General features: G+C 71.0%; 10 protein-coding genes and 2 tRNA genes. 9 read left to right on the top strand and 3 right to left on the bottom strand.

Going from position 1 to position 14,456, the window contains the following annotated elements:
* The first annotated feature begins 88 nt into the window (after positions 1-88).
* The 4 genes from ACWD35_RS04955 (at position 89) to ACWD35_RS04940 (ending at position 7,051) form a co-directional block, all read left to right on the top strand.
* On the top strand, positions 89-2,176 hold the full coding sequence (locus tag ACWD35_RS04955; protein ID WP_451349746.1) for an FG-GAP repeat domain-containing protein: 2,088 nt from the start codon (positions 89-91) through the stop codon (positions 2,174-2,176).
* A complete protein-coding gene (locus tag ACWD35_RS04950; protein ID WP_451349745.1) occupies positions 2,176-5,319 on the top strand; it encodes an FG-GAP-like repeat-containing protein in 3,144 nt (1,047 codons plus the stop codon). Before ACWD35_RS04955 ends, ACWD35_RS04950 begins: the two co-directional genes overlap by 1 nt.
* Positions 5,320-5,367: 48 nt before the next feature.
* Positions 5,368-6,879: an amino acid permease gene (locus ACWD35_RS04945; protein ID WP_451349744.1), complete on the top strand. Its 1,512-nt coding sequence runs from the start codon at positions 5,368-5,370 to the stop codon at positions 6,877-6,879.
* Between the two features lie 99 nt (positions 6,880-6,978).
* Positions 6,979-7,051, top strand: a tRNA-Lys gene (locus ACWD35_RS04940).
* Between the two features lie 101 nt (positions 7,052-7,152).
* On the opposite strand, the gene ACWD35_RS04935 is transcribed toward ACWD35_RS04940, so the two are convergent.
* Entirely contained in the window at positions 7,153-7,830 is a 678-nt protein-coding gene (locus tag ACWD35_RS04935) for a GAP family protein (RefSeq protein ID WP_451349743.1), read from the bottom strand.
* 288 nt (positions 7,831-8,118) lie between these two features.
* Here ACWD35_RS04935 and ACWD35_RS04930 point away from each other — a divergent pair, with 288 nt between their 5' ends.
* The 3 genes from ACWD35_RS04930 (at position 8,119) to ACWD35_RS04920 (ending at position 11,740) form a co-directional block, all read left to right on the top strand.
* On the top strand, positions 8,119-9,756 hold the full coding sequence (locus ACWD35_RS04930) for a sensor histidine kinase (RefSeq protein ID WP_451349742.1): 1,638 nt from the start codon (positions 8,119-8,121) through the stop codon (positions 9,754-9,756).
* Positions 9,747-10,415: a LuxR C-terminal-related transcriptional regulator gene (locus tag ACWD35_RS04925; protein WP_451349741.1), complete on the top strand. Its 669-nt coding sequence runs from the start codon at positions 9,747-9,749 to the stop codon at positions 10,413-10,415. The genes ACWD35_RS04930 and ACWD35_RS04925 overlap by 10 nt, the downstream gene beginning before the upstream one ends.
* A 170-nt stretch (positions 10,416-10,585) precedes the next feature.
* Positions 10,586-11,740, top strand: a complete 1,155-nt coding sequence (locus ACWD35_RS04920) for an alpha/beta hydrolase family protein (RefSeq protein ID WP_451349740.1) — start codon at positions 10,586-10,588, stop codon at positions 11,738-11,740.
* Positions 11,741-11,756: 16 nt separating this feature from the next.
* On the opposite strand, the gene ACWD35_RS04915 is transcribed toward ACWD35_RS04920, so the two are convergent.
* Complete coding sequence (locus ACWD35_RS04915; protein ID WP_451349739.1) at positions 11,757-12,407, bottom strand: GTP cyclohydrolase II; 651 nt, start codon at positions 12,405-12,407, stop codon at positions 11,757-11,759.
* Between the two features lie 83 nt (positions 12,408-12,490).
* On the bottom strand, positions 12,491-13,024 hold the full coding sequence (locus ACWD35_RS04910) for a MarR family winged helix-turn-helix transcriptional regulator (RefSeq protein WP_451349738.1): 534 nt from the start codon (positions 13,022-13,024) through the stop codon (positions 12,491-12,493).
* A gap of 87 nt (positions 13,025-13,111) precedes the next feature.
* On the opposite strand from ACWD35_RS04910, the gene ACWD35_RS04905 reads away from it, so the two are divergent.
* Entirely contained in the window at positions 13,112-14,248 is a 1,137-nt protein-coding gene (locus tag ACWD35_RS04905) for a dihydrofolate reductase family protein (protein WP_451349737.1), read from the top strand.
* Between the two features lie 47 nt (positions 14,249-14,295).
* Positions 14,296-14,369 (top strand) — tRNA-Met (locus ACWD35_RS04900).
* Positions 14,370-14,456 lie beyond the last annotated feature (87 nt).

Here is a 14,456-nt window from a genome sequence, read left to right as displayed (position 1 = left end):
GAATACGACGAGGCCTGCCGCCGTGCCTTTTCTGACTTCCCTGGGGAGGGACCCTTTGAGCCGGCATGCCCGGATCACTCTCACGCTCGTGAGTCTGGCCGCCCTGGGCGCCGGCTCGCTGACCACCGCGGGCCCGGCGGCCGCGGACACCGCCCCGATGCCGATCACGACAGACGGCGTCTGGGGCATTGACTACGCGGGCGGCTTTCTGACCACCGTGGAGAACACGCCGAGTGGTTATCAGTGGGTGATAGGCCGACAGATCTCGGCCGACGGCTCCACGGTGCTGGGCAAGACGTCCCGCGGCTATGCGGCGACCTTCGCGGACGGCAGCCATGTGCAGCGGGTGCCGTGCGATGCCGGTGCGGAGGGCTGCGTGCCGATGCGTTCCTTCGGCAACACGTACGTCGGCTACTTCATGGACGACGGCACCGGCAAGCAGCAGGCCGAGATCAGTCTGACCGAGAACTCACTGAGCGGCACGGACGAGCCGACCGTCACCGGTGGCCGCTTCGTCGACGCCACCGGCCGCTACTACGTCTACCAGGCGTCCTCGACCGGCAAGCAGTACGTCGACGCGGTGCACCCCTACCGCACCGAGGACGTGCGGCTGCCCCGGTCCGCCACCGCCGCCTCCGTGTGGGGTGCGGCGCTGTGGACGCCGGGCTCGGGCAACGGGGTCGTCACCGCGTACGACCTGGAGCAGAAGAAGACCGTGCAGACCGTCTCGACCGGCGCTCCCTGCACGGTCAAGGAGCTTCAGGCCATCGGCCGTTGGATCTACTGGAACTGCGGGCCGACGGGCGCCGCGGGCGTGTACGACCGTACGGCGAAGAAGAACATCAAGGTGCCCTCCGGCCCCGCCCTCGTCGGCGACGGCTACCTCGTCCAGCACGACCGGGCGGCCGGCAAGCTGATGCTGACGGATTACCACACCGGGACGGCCGCCGCCGCGCGCGGGATCGCCGACCTGCCGGCCGGGAACACGGCCGACCAGCGGCGGCTGACCTGGACGGTGGACAAGTTCGGCGGCGACATCGCGTACGTCGGCCCGGACAAGGCGATCCGGATCATGCAGAGCGGGGTGCCCGCGCAGTCGCTGGCGAAGATCGAGTCGGACGTGGCCGGCAGCGCCGTGGATGTGAAGAGCCGCAACGGCGTCGACTACTGGGACAGCATCTGGCAGTTGAACAAGCCGGCGAACTGGACCTTCACCGTGAAGGACGCCCAGGGGCGCACCGAGCGCACCATCACGGGCCGCGGTGCGCACGTCGAGGTGAACTGGGACCTGAAGTCGGACTCGGGCGCCTACCTCTACAACGGCCCCAAGACCTGGAGCCTGAAGGCCACCGCCGAGGACGGCGGCGGCACGTACACCACGGGCGGTCCGCTCGGGTACGACGGCGGCCTCCAGGGCTTCCACGACCAGGGCTACTACAGCTACGGCGAGCTGGTCACCCTCAACTCATCGGGCGCCCTGACCCTGCACTACACCCAGGGCAAGGGCACCTACGACTTCAAGCGGTCCGGCTCCGGCTGGCCCGCCGGGACGGTGGCCGTGCCGTTCGGCGACATGGGCAAGGACCGGTGCGCCGAGTTGCTGGTCCGTATGCCGAACGGTGAGCTGCGGCGCTACGCGGGCCGGTGCGGTGAGCCCTACAGCCCGTCGAACAGCCACACCTCCCTCGGCACCGGCTGGAACGCGTACAACGTCCTCACCGCCCCCGGTGACCTGACCGGCGACGGCCGTACCGACCTGCTGGCGCGGAAGGCCTCGACCGGGGACGTCTACCTGTTCGCGAACGACGGGGCCGGGAAGCTGAAGGCGGGCGTCAAGATCCGCACCTGGCCGGGGTACAAGAAGATCGTCGGCGCCGGTGACCTGAACGGCGACGGCTTCGGGGACGTGCTGGCGCTGGACAAGGCCGGGACGCTGTGGCGCTACGACGGCACCGGGACGGGCCAGGTCAAGGAGCGGGTGAAGGTCTTCTCGAACTGGGGGGCTTCGTACAACGCCGTCGTCGGGGCTGGGGACATCACCGGCGATGGCAAGAACGACCTGGTCGTGCGGGACACCGCGGGCAACCTGTACCGCCAGACCGGCACGGGCAAGGGGTCGTTCGCCGCGCGCGTGCGGATCGCGACCGGGTGGCAGGTCTACAAGGGGGTCTTCTGATGCGCAGCACCCACCGGCTCCGGCGGACCGCGACCGCCGTGGCCGCCTTGGCCCTGGCCATCGGGCTGGCGCCCGCCCTCGCTTCACCTGCCGCCGCCGCGGACGGCCCGGCCCGGCTGGACATCACGCCCACCTGGCGTGCCGTGCCCCGCGAGGACTCGCTGGCCTCCTTCGGAGCGACCGGGTTCGTGCACTCGCCCGAGGACGCGGACCCGTCCTTCGGGCAGGAGTTCCAGTGGACCCGGTTCGACACCGGGAAGACGACGAACTTGCTCGGTTACGGCGCCAACGAGGACGCCGGCTTCGGCGAGTTCGGTGCCGAGTCGGACTACGTGGCCCACCACCACCTCGGTGAGATCGACATCGAGAACATGGCGGACGGCACCGCGCCCTCGCTCGACATCCCGCACGAGGACTCCTTCCAGGGGCTCGTGGGCTCCTCGGTCCTGGTACGGGATTATGCGGCGGACGGCTCCGGCACGGTCGACGGCTGGTACGTCCTGCCCGCCGACCACCCGGTGGCCGACGCCAAGGTCCCGGTCACCGGCTGGTCCGAGGGCGCGGACCTGCAGCATGCGCGACTGGTCGCGGGTGACGCCAAGGAGGCAGTCGTCCGGTTCGCCACGTCGGCCACTGCGGCGGAGTCCGGCCGTTTCGACCGACTCGGCCTGATCGACCTGAAGACCGGGCAACTGCGCGCCGTCGAGGCGGACACCACCGGGAACACCTCGGTCGTGGTCGCCGGGGACGACATGGCCTGGATCGACACCGACCGGATCGCCCATGTCGCCTCGCGCAGCCGACTCGACGCGCCCGTCCGGGTCTTCCCGTTCCCCGCCGACCTGGACACCTCCAAGCTCGGGTTGCTGGACGGCTGGGTGCTGGCCTTCACGGACGCCGACGGCACGGATGCGGCGCTGAAGCGGAGCCTGGTCGCCGTGTCGGTCGGGCAGCAGCGGCGGGCCCTGCTGGAGAAGGCCGACAAGGAGGCGGTGCAGATCGCGGGTGGCGGGGTCGCGGTGATCGGCGGCACCTCGTCGGCGGACTGGTACCTGCAGAAGGTGACGCTTGACGCGGACGGCCTGCCGAGCCTGACGAAGGTGCGGCGCATCGCCCCGGTAGCCGTCGGCATCGACGCGATCGCGCTGAGCGCGGGCACCCTCTCCACGGTGGAGAAGGAGGGCCCGCAGGGCGCCGGCTTCTACAACCGCACGCTCAGCCCCGCCCAGGCGCCCACCTCCGTCTCCGCGCCGGTCTGGGTGGGACGCGAGAGCGGGCGGTACTACGACTACACAGTCTGCGGCCAGAGCCCGTGCACCCAGTTGTTCAACAGCGGTGACGGGCGCAGCGTCTACCAGGTCCGCAACTACCAGACGAGCCAGGCCCAGGTCGAGATCGTCGGCCGGCGCGGCCCCGACCGGGCGGACCGGGCGCTGACCGGCGCCTTCGACGGGTGGCTCACCGACTCCACCGGGCGGTACGCCGTCCTCCAGAGCGGTCGGACGCCCGGGTCCGGGTTGCCGGCGGAGGACGGGAAGACGATCGTCGTCGACCTGGACACCGGGAAGGTCGTCGACCAGCGGGCGCAGACGGGCGCGACCGTGTGGGGCAGCACGCTCTACACGGGAACGGCGACGGCGGGCACGGTCGCCCGCAAGAACCTGGCCACAGGCAAGGACGCGGGGACCCTCGACACGGGCGCGCCCTGCGTCCCGGTCGAGCTGCAGAGCGCCGGGCCGTGGCTGTACTGGACGTGCGAGCAGTTTCAGCAGCACGGCGTGGTGAACGTGCGGACCGGCGCGAAGATCGCGCTGCCGGCCGGCCGGGGCGGTCTGCTCGGGGACGGCTACTTCGTCAACCAGCGCTATGTCGGCTCCGGTCTGCGCCTGACGGAGTTCCAGAGCGGCACCGCCGTCAGCCGGGACCTGGGCATCCCCATGCCCGTCGACGGCAGCGACACCCGCCGCCGGACCTGGGCGGTGGACCGCTTCGGCGGCGGCCTCGCCTACGTCGACAAGGAGAACGTCGTCCATGTCGTGCCGAGCGGGGTGCCCGCCTCCCCGCTGACGGCGACCCAGGCCAGTACGCCCACCGCCGTCAAGGCGCCGGCCACCTGGCAGGCGTCCTGGCAGCTGTCCAAGCCGGCCGCCTCCTGGACACTGACACTGAAGTCCGCGGCCGGCGCCACCGTGCGCACCCTCGGCGGCGGCGAGGCCCGCGGGACCGTCACGGCCACCTGGGACGGCAGGACCACGGCGGGCGGGTACGCGCCGAACGGCACGTACACCTGGACGCTCACCGCCCAGCCCGCCGATGGCCAGGGCGCGCCGCTGACGCTCACCGGGAAGACCGCCCTGTCCGGCGGTGCCGCCGTACGCCATGACCACGTCGGCAGCGACGGCACCGGCGACCTGCTCACTCTCAACTCCTCCGGCGCGCTGACCTTCCAGCAGGGCACCGGCAAGGGGACCTTCTCCGGCAAGGTCAGCGGCACCGGCTGGGCGACGAGCGTGACGGCGGTGCCGTTCGGCGACCTGAGCGGGGACCGCTGCAACGACGTCCTGGTACGGCCGGGCAGCGGCGCCCTGCGCCTGTACAAGCCGGCGTGCGAGGCGGCGCTCAAGCCGTCGACGCCGTACACGACGCTTGCCGCCGGCGGCTGGAACCAGTACGACGTGCTGACCGCGCCCGGCGACGTGAACAAGGACGGCCGGCCGGACCTGATCGCGCGCAACGCGTCGACCGGCGCGGTCTACCTGTACAAGGGGACGAGCACGGGCAAGCTGTCGGCGCGCGTGAAGCTGTACGACGACTGGAAGACGTACAAGAAGGTCGTCGGCACAGGGGACCTGAACGGTGACGGCATCGGTGACCTGATCGCGCAGGACAGATCGAACAACCTGTACCGCTACCTCGGCACCGGCACGGGCGAGTTCAGCGCTCGGGTGAAACTGTCGGCCGGCTGGGGCGGCTCGTACGACGTGGTCGTGGGCGTGGGGGACATCACCGGCGACGGGAGGGCCGACCTCGTCGCGCGCGACACGGCCGGCGCACTCTGCCGCCTGGGCGGCGACGGCAGGGGGGCCTTCGGGGCGCCGGTGAAGATCGCCACGGGCTGGCAGGTATACAAGGGCATTTCTTAGCCATTCTGTGACGCATGTCACGCCCCCAGCGAGGGAATTGCTGGGGGCATGACAGATGACGCCAGAGTGAGTGGGCTGTCGGACGAGGATCGGCTGGCCCAGCTCGGTTACACCCAGGTCCTCGCCCGCCGGATGTCGGCGTTCTCGAACTACGCCGTCTCCTTCACGATCATCTCGGTCCTGTCCGGCTGCCTGACCCTGTACCTCTTCGGGATGGTGACCGGAGGCCCCGCGGTGATCACCTGGGGGTGGGTGGCGGTGGGCCTGATGACGCTGTTCGTCGGTCTCTCGATGGCCGAAATCTGCTCGGCGTACCCGACCTCGGCCGGCCTGTACTTCTGGGCCCACCGGCTGGCGCCGCCCCGCTCGGCGGCGGCCTGGGCGTGGTTCACGGGCTGGTTCAACGTGCTCGGGCAGGTGGCGGTGACGGCGGGCATCGACTTCGGTGCAGCGTCCTTCCTCGGCGCCTACCTGGACCTCCAGTTCGACTTCCGGGTGACCCCCGGCCGGACGGTCCTCCTCTTCGCCGCGATCCTCCTCCTGCACGGCCTGCTGAACACCTTCGGCGTCCGGATCGTCGCCTTCCTCAACAGCGTGAGCGTGTGGTGGCACGTACTCGGGGTCGCGGTGATCGTCGGGGCGCTGGCGTTCGTCCCCGACCACCACCGGTCGGCGTCCTTCGTCTTCACGAAGTTCGTCAACGAGACCGGCTGGAGCAGCGGGCCCTACGTCGTGCTCCTCGGCCTCCTCATGGCCCAGTACACCTTCACCGGCTACGACGCCTCCGCCCACATGACGGAGGAGACCCACGACGCGGCGATCGCGGGCCCGAAGGGCATCGTCCGCTCGATCTGGACGTCGTGGATCGCCGGGTTCGTGCTGCTGCTGGGCTTCACCTTCGCGATCCAGTCGTACGACAAGGAGCTGGCGTCCCCGACCGGCGCGCCGCCCGCCCAGATCCTCCTGGACGCGCTCGGCGCGACGACCGGCAAGCTGCTCCTGCTGGTCGTGATCGGCGCCCAGCTCTTCTGCGGCATGGCCTCGGTGACCGCCAACAGCCGCATGATCTACGCCTTTTCCCGCGACGGCGCGCTGCCGTACTCCCACGTATGGCACACCGTCAGCCCGCGCACCCGCACGCCCGTCGCGGCGGTCTGGCTGGCCGCGCTGGGCGCCCTGGTGCTCGGCCTGCCGTACCTGATCAACTCGACGGCCTACGCGGCGGTGACGTCGATCGCGGTGATCGGCCTCTACATCGCGTACGTCATCCCGACCCTGCTGCGGGTCCGCAAGGGGGACGAGTTCGAACCCGGGCCGTGGCACCTGGGCCGCTGGTCGCGCCTGGTCGGGGTGGTGTCGGTGACCTGGGTCGCGGTGATCACCGTCCTCTTCATGCTCCCCCAGGTCTCCCCGGTGACCTGGAAGACCTTCAACTACGCCCCGGTCGCCGTCCTGTTCGTCCTGGGCTTCGCGGCGGCCTGGTGGCTGGCCTCGGCCCGCCACTGGTTCATGCACCCGGCGCGCACCGCCAGAACCTCCCCAGAGCCGGCCGAAAGCTGACCACACCCGCCCCGTCCTGCACTCTGACGCGGCCGTGTCCCCGATACCCGATCGGCGACACGGCCGCGTCCGGCTATGCTCGGACAGGCAACATCGCCTGGGCCCTTAGCTCAATTGGCAGAGCAGTGGACTTTTAATCCATTGGTTGTGGGTTCGAGTCCCACAGGGCCTACGGGTGCGGGAGAGGGGAAACCCCCTCTGACCTGCTGTGCAGCGCTCGGGTCGGCTTCGGTCGGCTCGGGCGCTGCTTCGTTTTCAGGCCCGGGACTTTCCTCAGGAGGCGACGATGGTGATGCCGTCGCCGAGCAGCTTGAGGCCGAGGACGAAGAAGAGAACCGCCATGACGGCGACGTTGTGGCGGGTGGCCCAGTCTCGCCAGTTGCTGAGCACGCCTTTCGCTCGTTCGCCCATGAGCAGGTAGACGGCGAGCGGTGCGAGTACGCCGACCGAGGCGATGACCACGAAGATGACGAGAGCGCCGATCTGCTGCGGGAGGGGGATTCCGGCCGAGCTGATCGAGGCACCGGCGGCAAGGGTCAGCGGGGCGTTCTTGGCGTTGGCCGCCGACAGCAGGAGCCCGAGTCCGAGGATCTTGAGCGGGGTGAAGCGGTCGATCGCGGCCATCCACTTCGGCAACTGCGCCTGGGAGGGGTCGGCGGGGCGCCGCCGCCACTGCCGGGCGCCGAACAGAACCAGGAGCAGGCCGAGGGCGAGTTTCAGGGCCCCTACCCAGGTGGCCGGGTGCTTGTGGGTGGAGGCGCTGCCCGAGCCTCCCACGGCGAGCATGATCGCTCCCAGGACAGCGAGGCCCAGGACCCAGCCGAGGGCGAAGAGCGGGCCGTTGAGACGACCGCGGGGCGTGGCCAGGATGAGGATGATCGCCACGATGGGCAGGGGACTGACCGCGACACCGGCCGCCAGGCCCAGCACATCACCGACAGCGTGTCCCAAGGCGGCCTCCGTTGAGTGCGGGTCGGAAGGTGCGCCCATCGTTACGTGGCGCGGCTCTCCGCGCGCGCTGCGTGCGCCGAACGAGTTGTGATCCGGGCGGCCACCAAGCCGGGGGAGACCGCTGCCACGCGGCTTCCGGCTCGCAGCTCCGGCAGAGGCTCTCCGGCCGGGGTGGGTGTTTACCTACCCCAGAAGTGGGTTTCGGCCCATGGTGCTTGCCGGACCCCTCGCAGCAGCATGATCTCCAGGCCACGGCGCGTGGCCCGGAAGACGAGGCGAGGGGCGGATATGTGGCCGTTTCCGGTGGGCGGGGCGCCCTGGCCGGCGGGCGTGATCGTGGTGTTGACCGCGGTCTGCGCCGTGCTGGCGTTCAGGGCGGAGCAGGCGCGGGACCGGCCGGGGCGTACCGCGCGACCGGTTGGGCGGATCGGCTGGCCGGTCGTGGCGGGACTGGTGGGTACGGCCGCGTACGGCAGCGTGCCGACCCTGCTGTTCGCCCTGCACAACTCCGCCGGACCGGGCGGCTACGTCGTCACCGTGCCGGATCTGCAACCCGACGGGCTGCTCCCTGCGGCGCTGCTGATGGCCGGCCTGCTGGCCACCACGCTGCTCACCTCGGCGAGCGTGCCCAGGCGGTGGGTGCTGCCCGTGGTCGCGGCGGTGACCGGCGAACTGCTGGAATGGATGTACTGGCTCACGCATTCCTCTGCCGGCTATGGGCAGACACTGCTGAACGTCCTGGTGGGCTGTGTGAGCGTCCCGGTGCTCGCCGCCTTCGCCGGTGCGGCTCTGCTCCGGCCGGCGAACGGCAGGCCCGCGCGTCTGGCCGGAGCCGGCGCGTCGAGCTCCGCGCGTTGGGCCCTGCTGCTGCCCGCCGTCGTGGTGATGACCGGTGACCTGCTCGGTCTTGATCTGTGGCAGTTCGCGTCACCGGGCACCGGGATCGGGCCGGCAGTGGCGGGTTACCTGGCGGGACTGGCGCTGCTGGCGGCCGTCGTGGCCGGGCTGGTGCGGTGGCCCAGGGCTGCGGCGAACCTGGCTGTCCTGGGGCTGGTGGGGATCGGGGCGTACGACGTCGCCCAGAGCGGGTTCGGACAACACCTGGTGGTGGTGCGGAAGTTCGGCTCCCCGCCCGGGCCGGCGCCGTCCCTCCCCCTGGAGATTGCCCACCATGCATCGGTCCTCGGCGGCATCCAGGGGGCGGTGCTACTGGCCCTCGGGCTCTGGCTGCTGCCCAGAACCGTGCTGGCGGATGCCGGACGGCTGTTCGGGAGGGGGCCTGACCCGGCGCTGACCCGGCGAGTGCGGGAGCTGACCGAGACACGGGCCGATGCGGTCAGCTCCGCAGCCGCGGAGCTGCGCAGGATCGAGCGGGACCTGCACGACGGCGCACAGGGACGGCTGGTCACCATCGGGATGAACCTCCGGGTCGCCGAGGAGATGATCCACAGCGATCCGCACGAGGCCGCCGCACTCGTCGTGGAGGCTCGTGTCGCCTCGGCGGCGGCACTGGAGGAACTGCGCGGCCTGATCAGGGGGATGCACCCGCCGATGCTCGCCGACCGGGGCCTGGGGGAGGCGGTCCGGGCGCTCGCGCTGGACCTGCCCCTGCCGTGTGAGACCGAGATCGATCTGCCCGGGCGGCTCGACGCCCCGCTGGAGTCGGCCTGCTACTTCGCCGTCGCCGAGGTGGTCACCAACGCCGTCCGGCACGCCTCGGCGCATGCCCTCCAGATCCGCATGGCCCAGGCGGGCGGGCTGCTGCGCATCGAGGTGGTCGACGACGGGGTGGGCGGCGCGGATCCCGCCCGGGGCACCGGGCTGGCGGGGGTGGAACGACGGCTGGCGGCCTTCGACGGCATCCTGGCGGTCAGCAGCCCGCCCGGGGGCCCGACGATCGTGGTCATGGAGGTCCCGTGCGCGTAGTCGTCGCGGAGGATCTCTTCCTGCTCCGGGAGGGGCTGGTCAGACTCCTCAAGGCGCGTGGGTTCGAGATCGTGGCGGCCACCGACAGCGCGCCGGGCCTGCTCGACGCGCTGCTGGAGTTCCGGCCGGACCTCGCGATCGTGGACATCAGGCTGCCGCCCACCCACACCGACGACGGACTCCGTGCGGCGCTGTCCGCCCGCGAACGGATACCCGGGCTGCCGATTCTGCTGCTCTCGCAGTACGTCGAGCAGATCTACGCCCAGGAGCTGCTCGCCGACCAGGCCGGAGGGGTCGGCTACCTGCTCAAGGACCGGGTGTTCAGCGACGACCAGTTCGTCGACGTGATCCGTACGGTCGCCGCGGGCGGCACGGTCATGGACCCCGAAGTGGTCGCCAAGCTGCTCGGCCGCCGCAGCCGTGTCGGACGCGAACCCCTGTCCGGGCTCACCGAGCGGGAACGCCAGGTGCTCGAACTCATGGCCGAGGGACGCTCCAACAGTGCCATCGCGAACCGGCTCTTCATCAGCGAGAAGGCCGTGTCCAAGCACAGCACCAGCATCTTCACCAAGCTGGAGCTCGCGCCCTCCGACGACGACAACCGTCGCGTGCTGGCCGTGCTCGCCTACCTCATGTCCGTGCCCAAGCGCCGGGCGTAGCCCGGTTCTGTCCGAAGACCCAGGGAGGGTCCGTGACCACCACGCCGTTCATGAACCGAGAAGGCCGAGAAGGCCGAGAAGGCCGAGAAGGCCGAGAAGGCCGAGAAGGCCGAGAAGGCCGAGAAGGCCGAGAAGGTCGAGAAGGCCGAGAGGGAACGACGCGCCGTCGCATGCTCGGAGCCGCGCTGGCAGTCGGTGCCGCCGTGTTGATGGGCATCGCACGCCAGGCGTCGGCGGCTTCGACCGCCTCAGGCCCGGTTCAGCTCACCCTGCCCGCGCCCACCGGGCCGTACCCGGTGGGTACGGTGCCCCTGCACCTCGTCGACACTTCACGCCCGGATCCCGTGGCCGGCCCCGGGCAACACCGCGAGTTGATGGCGAGCGTCTGGTACCCCGCCCGGGGCGTCGAGCGGTATCCGCTCGCCCGCTGGACGCCCCCTGCCGTGACGCGGGCCATCCTCGCCACGTCGGCGGGCTGGCCGGTCGATGTCGCGGTGGCGCCACTCACGGCCGGCCACGAGGGCGCCCCGGTGCTGCGAACGGGTGGACGACTGCCCGTCGTCGTGTTCTCGCACGGCGCGCACGATCACCGTGCGGACACCACCGTCGTGGTGCAGGAGCTCGCCAGCCACGGGTACGTGGTGGTCACGGTGGATCACACGTACGACGCGTTCAGTGAGTTCCCCGACGGCCGGCTCACGGTCCCGCTCGACCAACCCGCCCTGACACCACGGGACTTCGCCACCGACATCCGGTTCGTGCTCGACTGCATCGAGGACCTTGCCGCCGGGCGCAACCCCGACGCCGGACACCGACCGCTGCCGCCCGGCCTGCGTGGCGCCCTCGACCCGCATCGCATCGGCATGTTCGGCTGGTCGAAAGGCGCGACGGCGACCGCCTTCGTCATGAGCGAGGACCAGCGCGTCCGGGCCGGGCTGAGCCTCGACGGCCCGATGCAGCCGACGGTCACCAACGACCTGGACCGGCCGTTCATGCTGATGACCGCGGCGTTCCCCCGGGCCACGCAGCCGAGTGTCGCCGAGTTCTGGTCCCACCTGCGCGGATGGCGGCTCAACGTCCAGGCCGAGGGCGCCACCCACTGGTCGTACGGTGACGACCAGGTGCTGATCCCGCAGCTGGCGAAGGCGGTCGGGATGAGCGACGAAGAACTCCGGGGCTGGATCGGCACCCTCGCTCCCGCCCGGGCGGTGCGGATCCAGCGGGCGTACCCCCTCGCGTTCTTCGACCTGCACCTGCGGCACCGGCGCGGGCATCTGCTCGACGGCCCGTGCCCGGCCTTCCCGGAGGTGAAGTTCCTTCCCTGAAGCGACGGACCGGCCGTCAGCCCGCGCTCAGTTCGGTCAGTTCGGTCAGCTCGGTCAGGGGCAGTGTGTGCTGGGTCTGGAGGACCTTCGCCCGCAGATACCGGACGTTGTGCGCGGTGGTGAAGACGCCGGTCGGTACCCGGTCCCGTACGCCGACTCCCAGCGCGCGCAACTGCTCCGCCTTGTCGGGGTTGTTGGACAGCAGGTCCAGTTCCCCGATGCCGAGGGCGCCCAGCATCTGTGCGGCGGCCGTGTAGTCGCGGGCGTCCTCCGGGAGGCCGAGGGCGGCGTTCGCCTCGTAGGTGTCGAGGCCCTGGTCCTGGAGGGCGTAGGCGTCGAGCTTGTTGTACAGGCCGATGCCGCGGCCCTCCTGGCGGAGGTAGAGCAGGACGCCGCCGCGGTCGGCGATGCGCTCGACCGCCTCGCGCAGCTGGGGTCCGCAGTCGCAGCGGGCCGAGCCGAAGACGTCGCCGGTCAGGCACTCGGAGTGCAGGCGCACCAGGGGGACGGAGCCGGGCGCGGGGTCGCCGAGGACGACGGCGACGTGCTCCTGGCCGTCGGCCAGCCCGTGGAAGGTGACGAGTTCGGCGTCGGCGCTGTAGCCGTCGTGGAAGCGCAGCGGTACCCGGACGCGGGCGCGCGGCGTGGCGGCAGGGGTGTCGGGCATGCGGATCCCTCCGAGGCGGTTTGCTTCACATTTGAAGCAGTCGGTTCGTAGGGACCCTACCTCATGCTTAAAAGTTAAAGCAATCATGGAGCTGTCGGTGATGCGGACGACGGGCATGACGAACGGCGCCGCCACGGGACGTCACCCGCCCCGGCCTCGGCGTCGTCGCCCTGCAGCCCGCCCGCGATCTGCGCGCAGATCTCCTCCAGCTGCCGTACCTGCTCCGGGGTGAGCCGGTCGAAGAGGGCGGCGCGCACCGTGTCGACGTGTCCGGGTGCCGTGCGCTCCAGTACGGCCGTCCCCTCGTCCGTCAGCACCGCGAGGCTGCTGCGCTTGTCCCACCGGCAGTCCTCGCGGCGCACCAGCCCGTCCCGCTCCAGCCGGGTCACCGCGTACGTCAGCCTGCTGCGCGTGATCTTCAGTGTCTCGGCGAGATCGGTCATGCGCAGTCGCCGGTCGGGTGCGTCGGAGAGGTTGGCGAGCACGGAGTAGAACAGATGGGGCATGGCGGCGTCCTGCTGGAGCTGCCGGTCGATCGTGTCCTCCAGGAGCCGGGAGGCGGCCATGTAGGCGCGCCAGGCGCGCTGCTCTTCGGGGGTGAGCCAGCGGGTCGTCATGCCGCCAGTGTAAGTTTGTTTCAAACTTGAACCAAGGCGAGCCCAGTCGTCAGCCTCAGCAAGTCCGCTTCCGGAAAGAGGACGCCGATGCCCCTGCCGTACGTGCTGCTGTCCGCCGCCGTCTCCCTCGACGGCTACCTGGACGACACCGGCCCCGAGCGACTCCTGCTGTCCAGCCCGGCCGACTTCGACCGGGTCGACGAGATACGGGCCTCGGCCGACGCCATCCTGGTCGGCGCCGGCACCATCCGCGCGGACAACCCACGGCTCCTGGTCAACTCCCCGGAGCGCCGCGCGGCCCGCGTCGCCGCGGGCCGGCCGGAGTATCCGCTGAAGGTGACGGTCACCGCCTCCGGCGACCTCGACCCGGACGCCAGGTTCTGGCACACCGGCGGCGAGAAGCTCGTCTGCACCACCGACAAGGGCGCCGAGCGGGCCCGCGGCCTCGGTATCGCCGCCGACGTCGTCGCCCTCGGCCCCGACCTCGACTGGCGTGCCCTGCTGGAGCACCTGCACGACGTGCGCGGCGTACGGCGCCTGATGGTCGAGGGCGGCGGCACCGTCCACACCCAGCTTCTCCAGCAGGGCCTCGCCGACGAGCTCCAGCTGGTCCTCGCCCCGCTGCTCGTCGGGGACCCGAAGGCGCCCCGGCTGTTCGGCCCGGGCGCGTACCAGGCCGGTCGCCTCCGCCTCACCGAAACCCGCAGGATCGAGGACGTCGTACTGATGCATTACGAGCCCACCGCACCCGGAACCGGGCAGTCGGTCACGGCCGCCGACCGGCACTGGATGCGGATCGCCTGCGAGCTGGCGGCGCTGTGCCCGCCCTCGGAGACGGCGTTCAGCGTGGGCGCGGTCGTGGTGGCCGAGGACGGGACCGAGCTGGCGCGCGGCCACTCGCGGGAGGGCGGCGATCCGGTCGTCCACGCCGAGGAGGCGGCCCTGGCGAAGATCGACCCGGCCGACCCGAGGCTGCCCGCCGCCACGGTCTACAGCAGCCTGGAGCCCTGCGCCCGCCGCGCCTCACGGCCGGCTCCCTGCGCGCGGCTGATCCTGGCGGCGGGGGTACGGCGGGTGGTCACGGCCTGGCGCGAGCCGGACACGTTCGTGGCGGCGGCGGACGGGAGCGGACTGCTGTCGGCCCAGGGCGTCGAGGTCGTCGTACTGCCCGAATACGAGGAGCGTGCCATGGCGCCGAACCGCCACCTACTGACCGGTGAATAAACCGATGTGCTTTCTGCCCCGCGTATGGCGTACAGTAGAGACATCGCCGCGGGGTGGAGCAGCTCGGTAGCTCGCTGGGCTCATAACCCAGAGGTCGCAGGTTCAAATCCTGTCCCCGCTACTGAAGGCTCAGGGCCGGAATCCAGACATGGGTTCCGGCCCTGAGTGTTTGCAGTGTTCAACGGCCTGCGGGGCGCACTACTCAGGG

Source organism: Streptomyces sp. NPDC002671, assembly GCF_053592475.1.
Note: the sequence above shows the minus strand (reverse complement) of the source record. Positions and strands in the feature narration are given on the sequence as shown.

What these genes read in the sequence shown, in the direction of transcription:
- ACWD35_RS04945 (WP_451349744.1), top strand. Translation starts at nt 5,368, where the DNA reads ATGACAGATGACGCCAGAGTGAGTGGGCTGTCGGACGAGGATCGGCTG.
- ACWD35_RS04920 (WP_451349740.1), top strand. Translation starts at nt 10,586, where the DNA reads ATGCTCGGAGCCGCGCTGGCAGTCGGTGCCGCCGTGTTGATGGGCATC.
- ACWD35_RS04910 (WP_451349738.1), bottom strand. Translation starts at nt 13,024, where the DNA reads ATGACGACCCGCTGGCTCACCCCCGAAGAGCAGCGCGCCTGGCGCGCC.
- ACWD35_RS04905 (WP_451349737.1), top strand. Translation starts at nt 13,112, where the DNA reads ATGCCCCTGCCGTACGTGCTGCTGTCCGCCGCCGTCTCCCTCGACGGC.
- ACWD35_RS04930 (WP_451349742.1), top strand. Translation starts at nt 8,119, where the DNA reads ATGTGGCCGTTTCCGGTGGGCGGGGCGCCCTGGCCGGCGGGCGTGATC.
- ACWD35_RS04915 (WP_451349739.1), bottom strand. Translation starts at nt 12,407, where the DNA reads ATGCCCGACACCCCTGCCGCCACGCCGCGCGCCCGCGTCCGGGTACCG.
- ACWD35_RS04950 (WP_451349745.1), top strand. Translation starts at nt 2,176, where the DNA reads ATGCGCAGCACCCACCGGCTCCGGCGGACCGCGACCGCCGTGGCCGCC.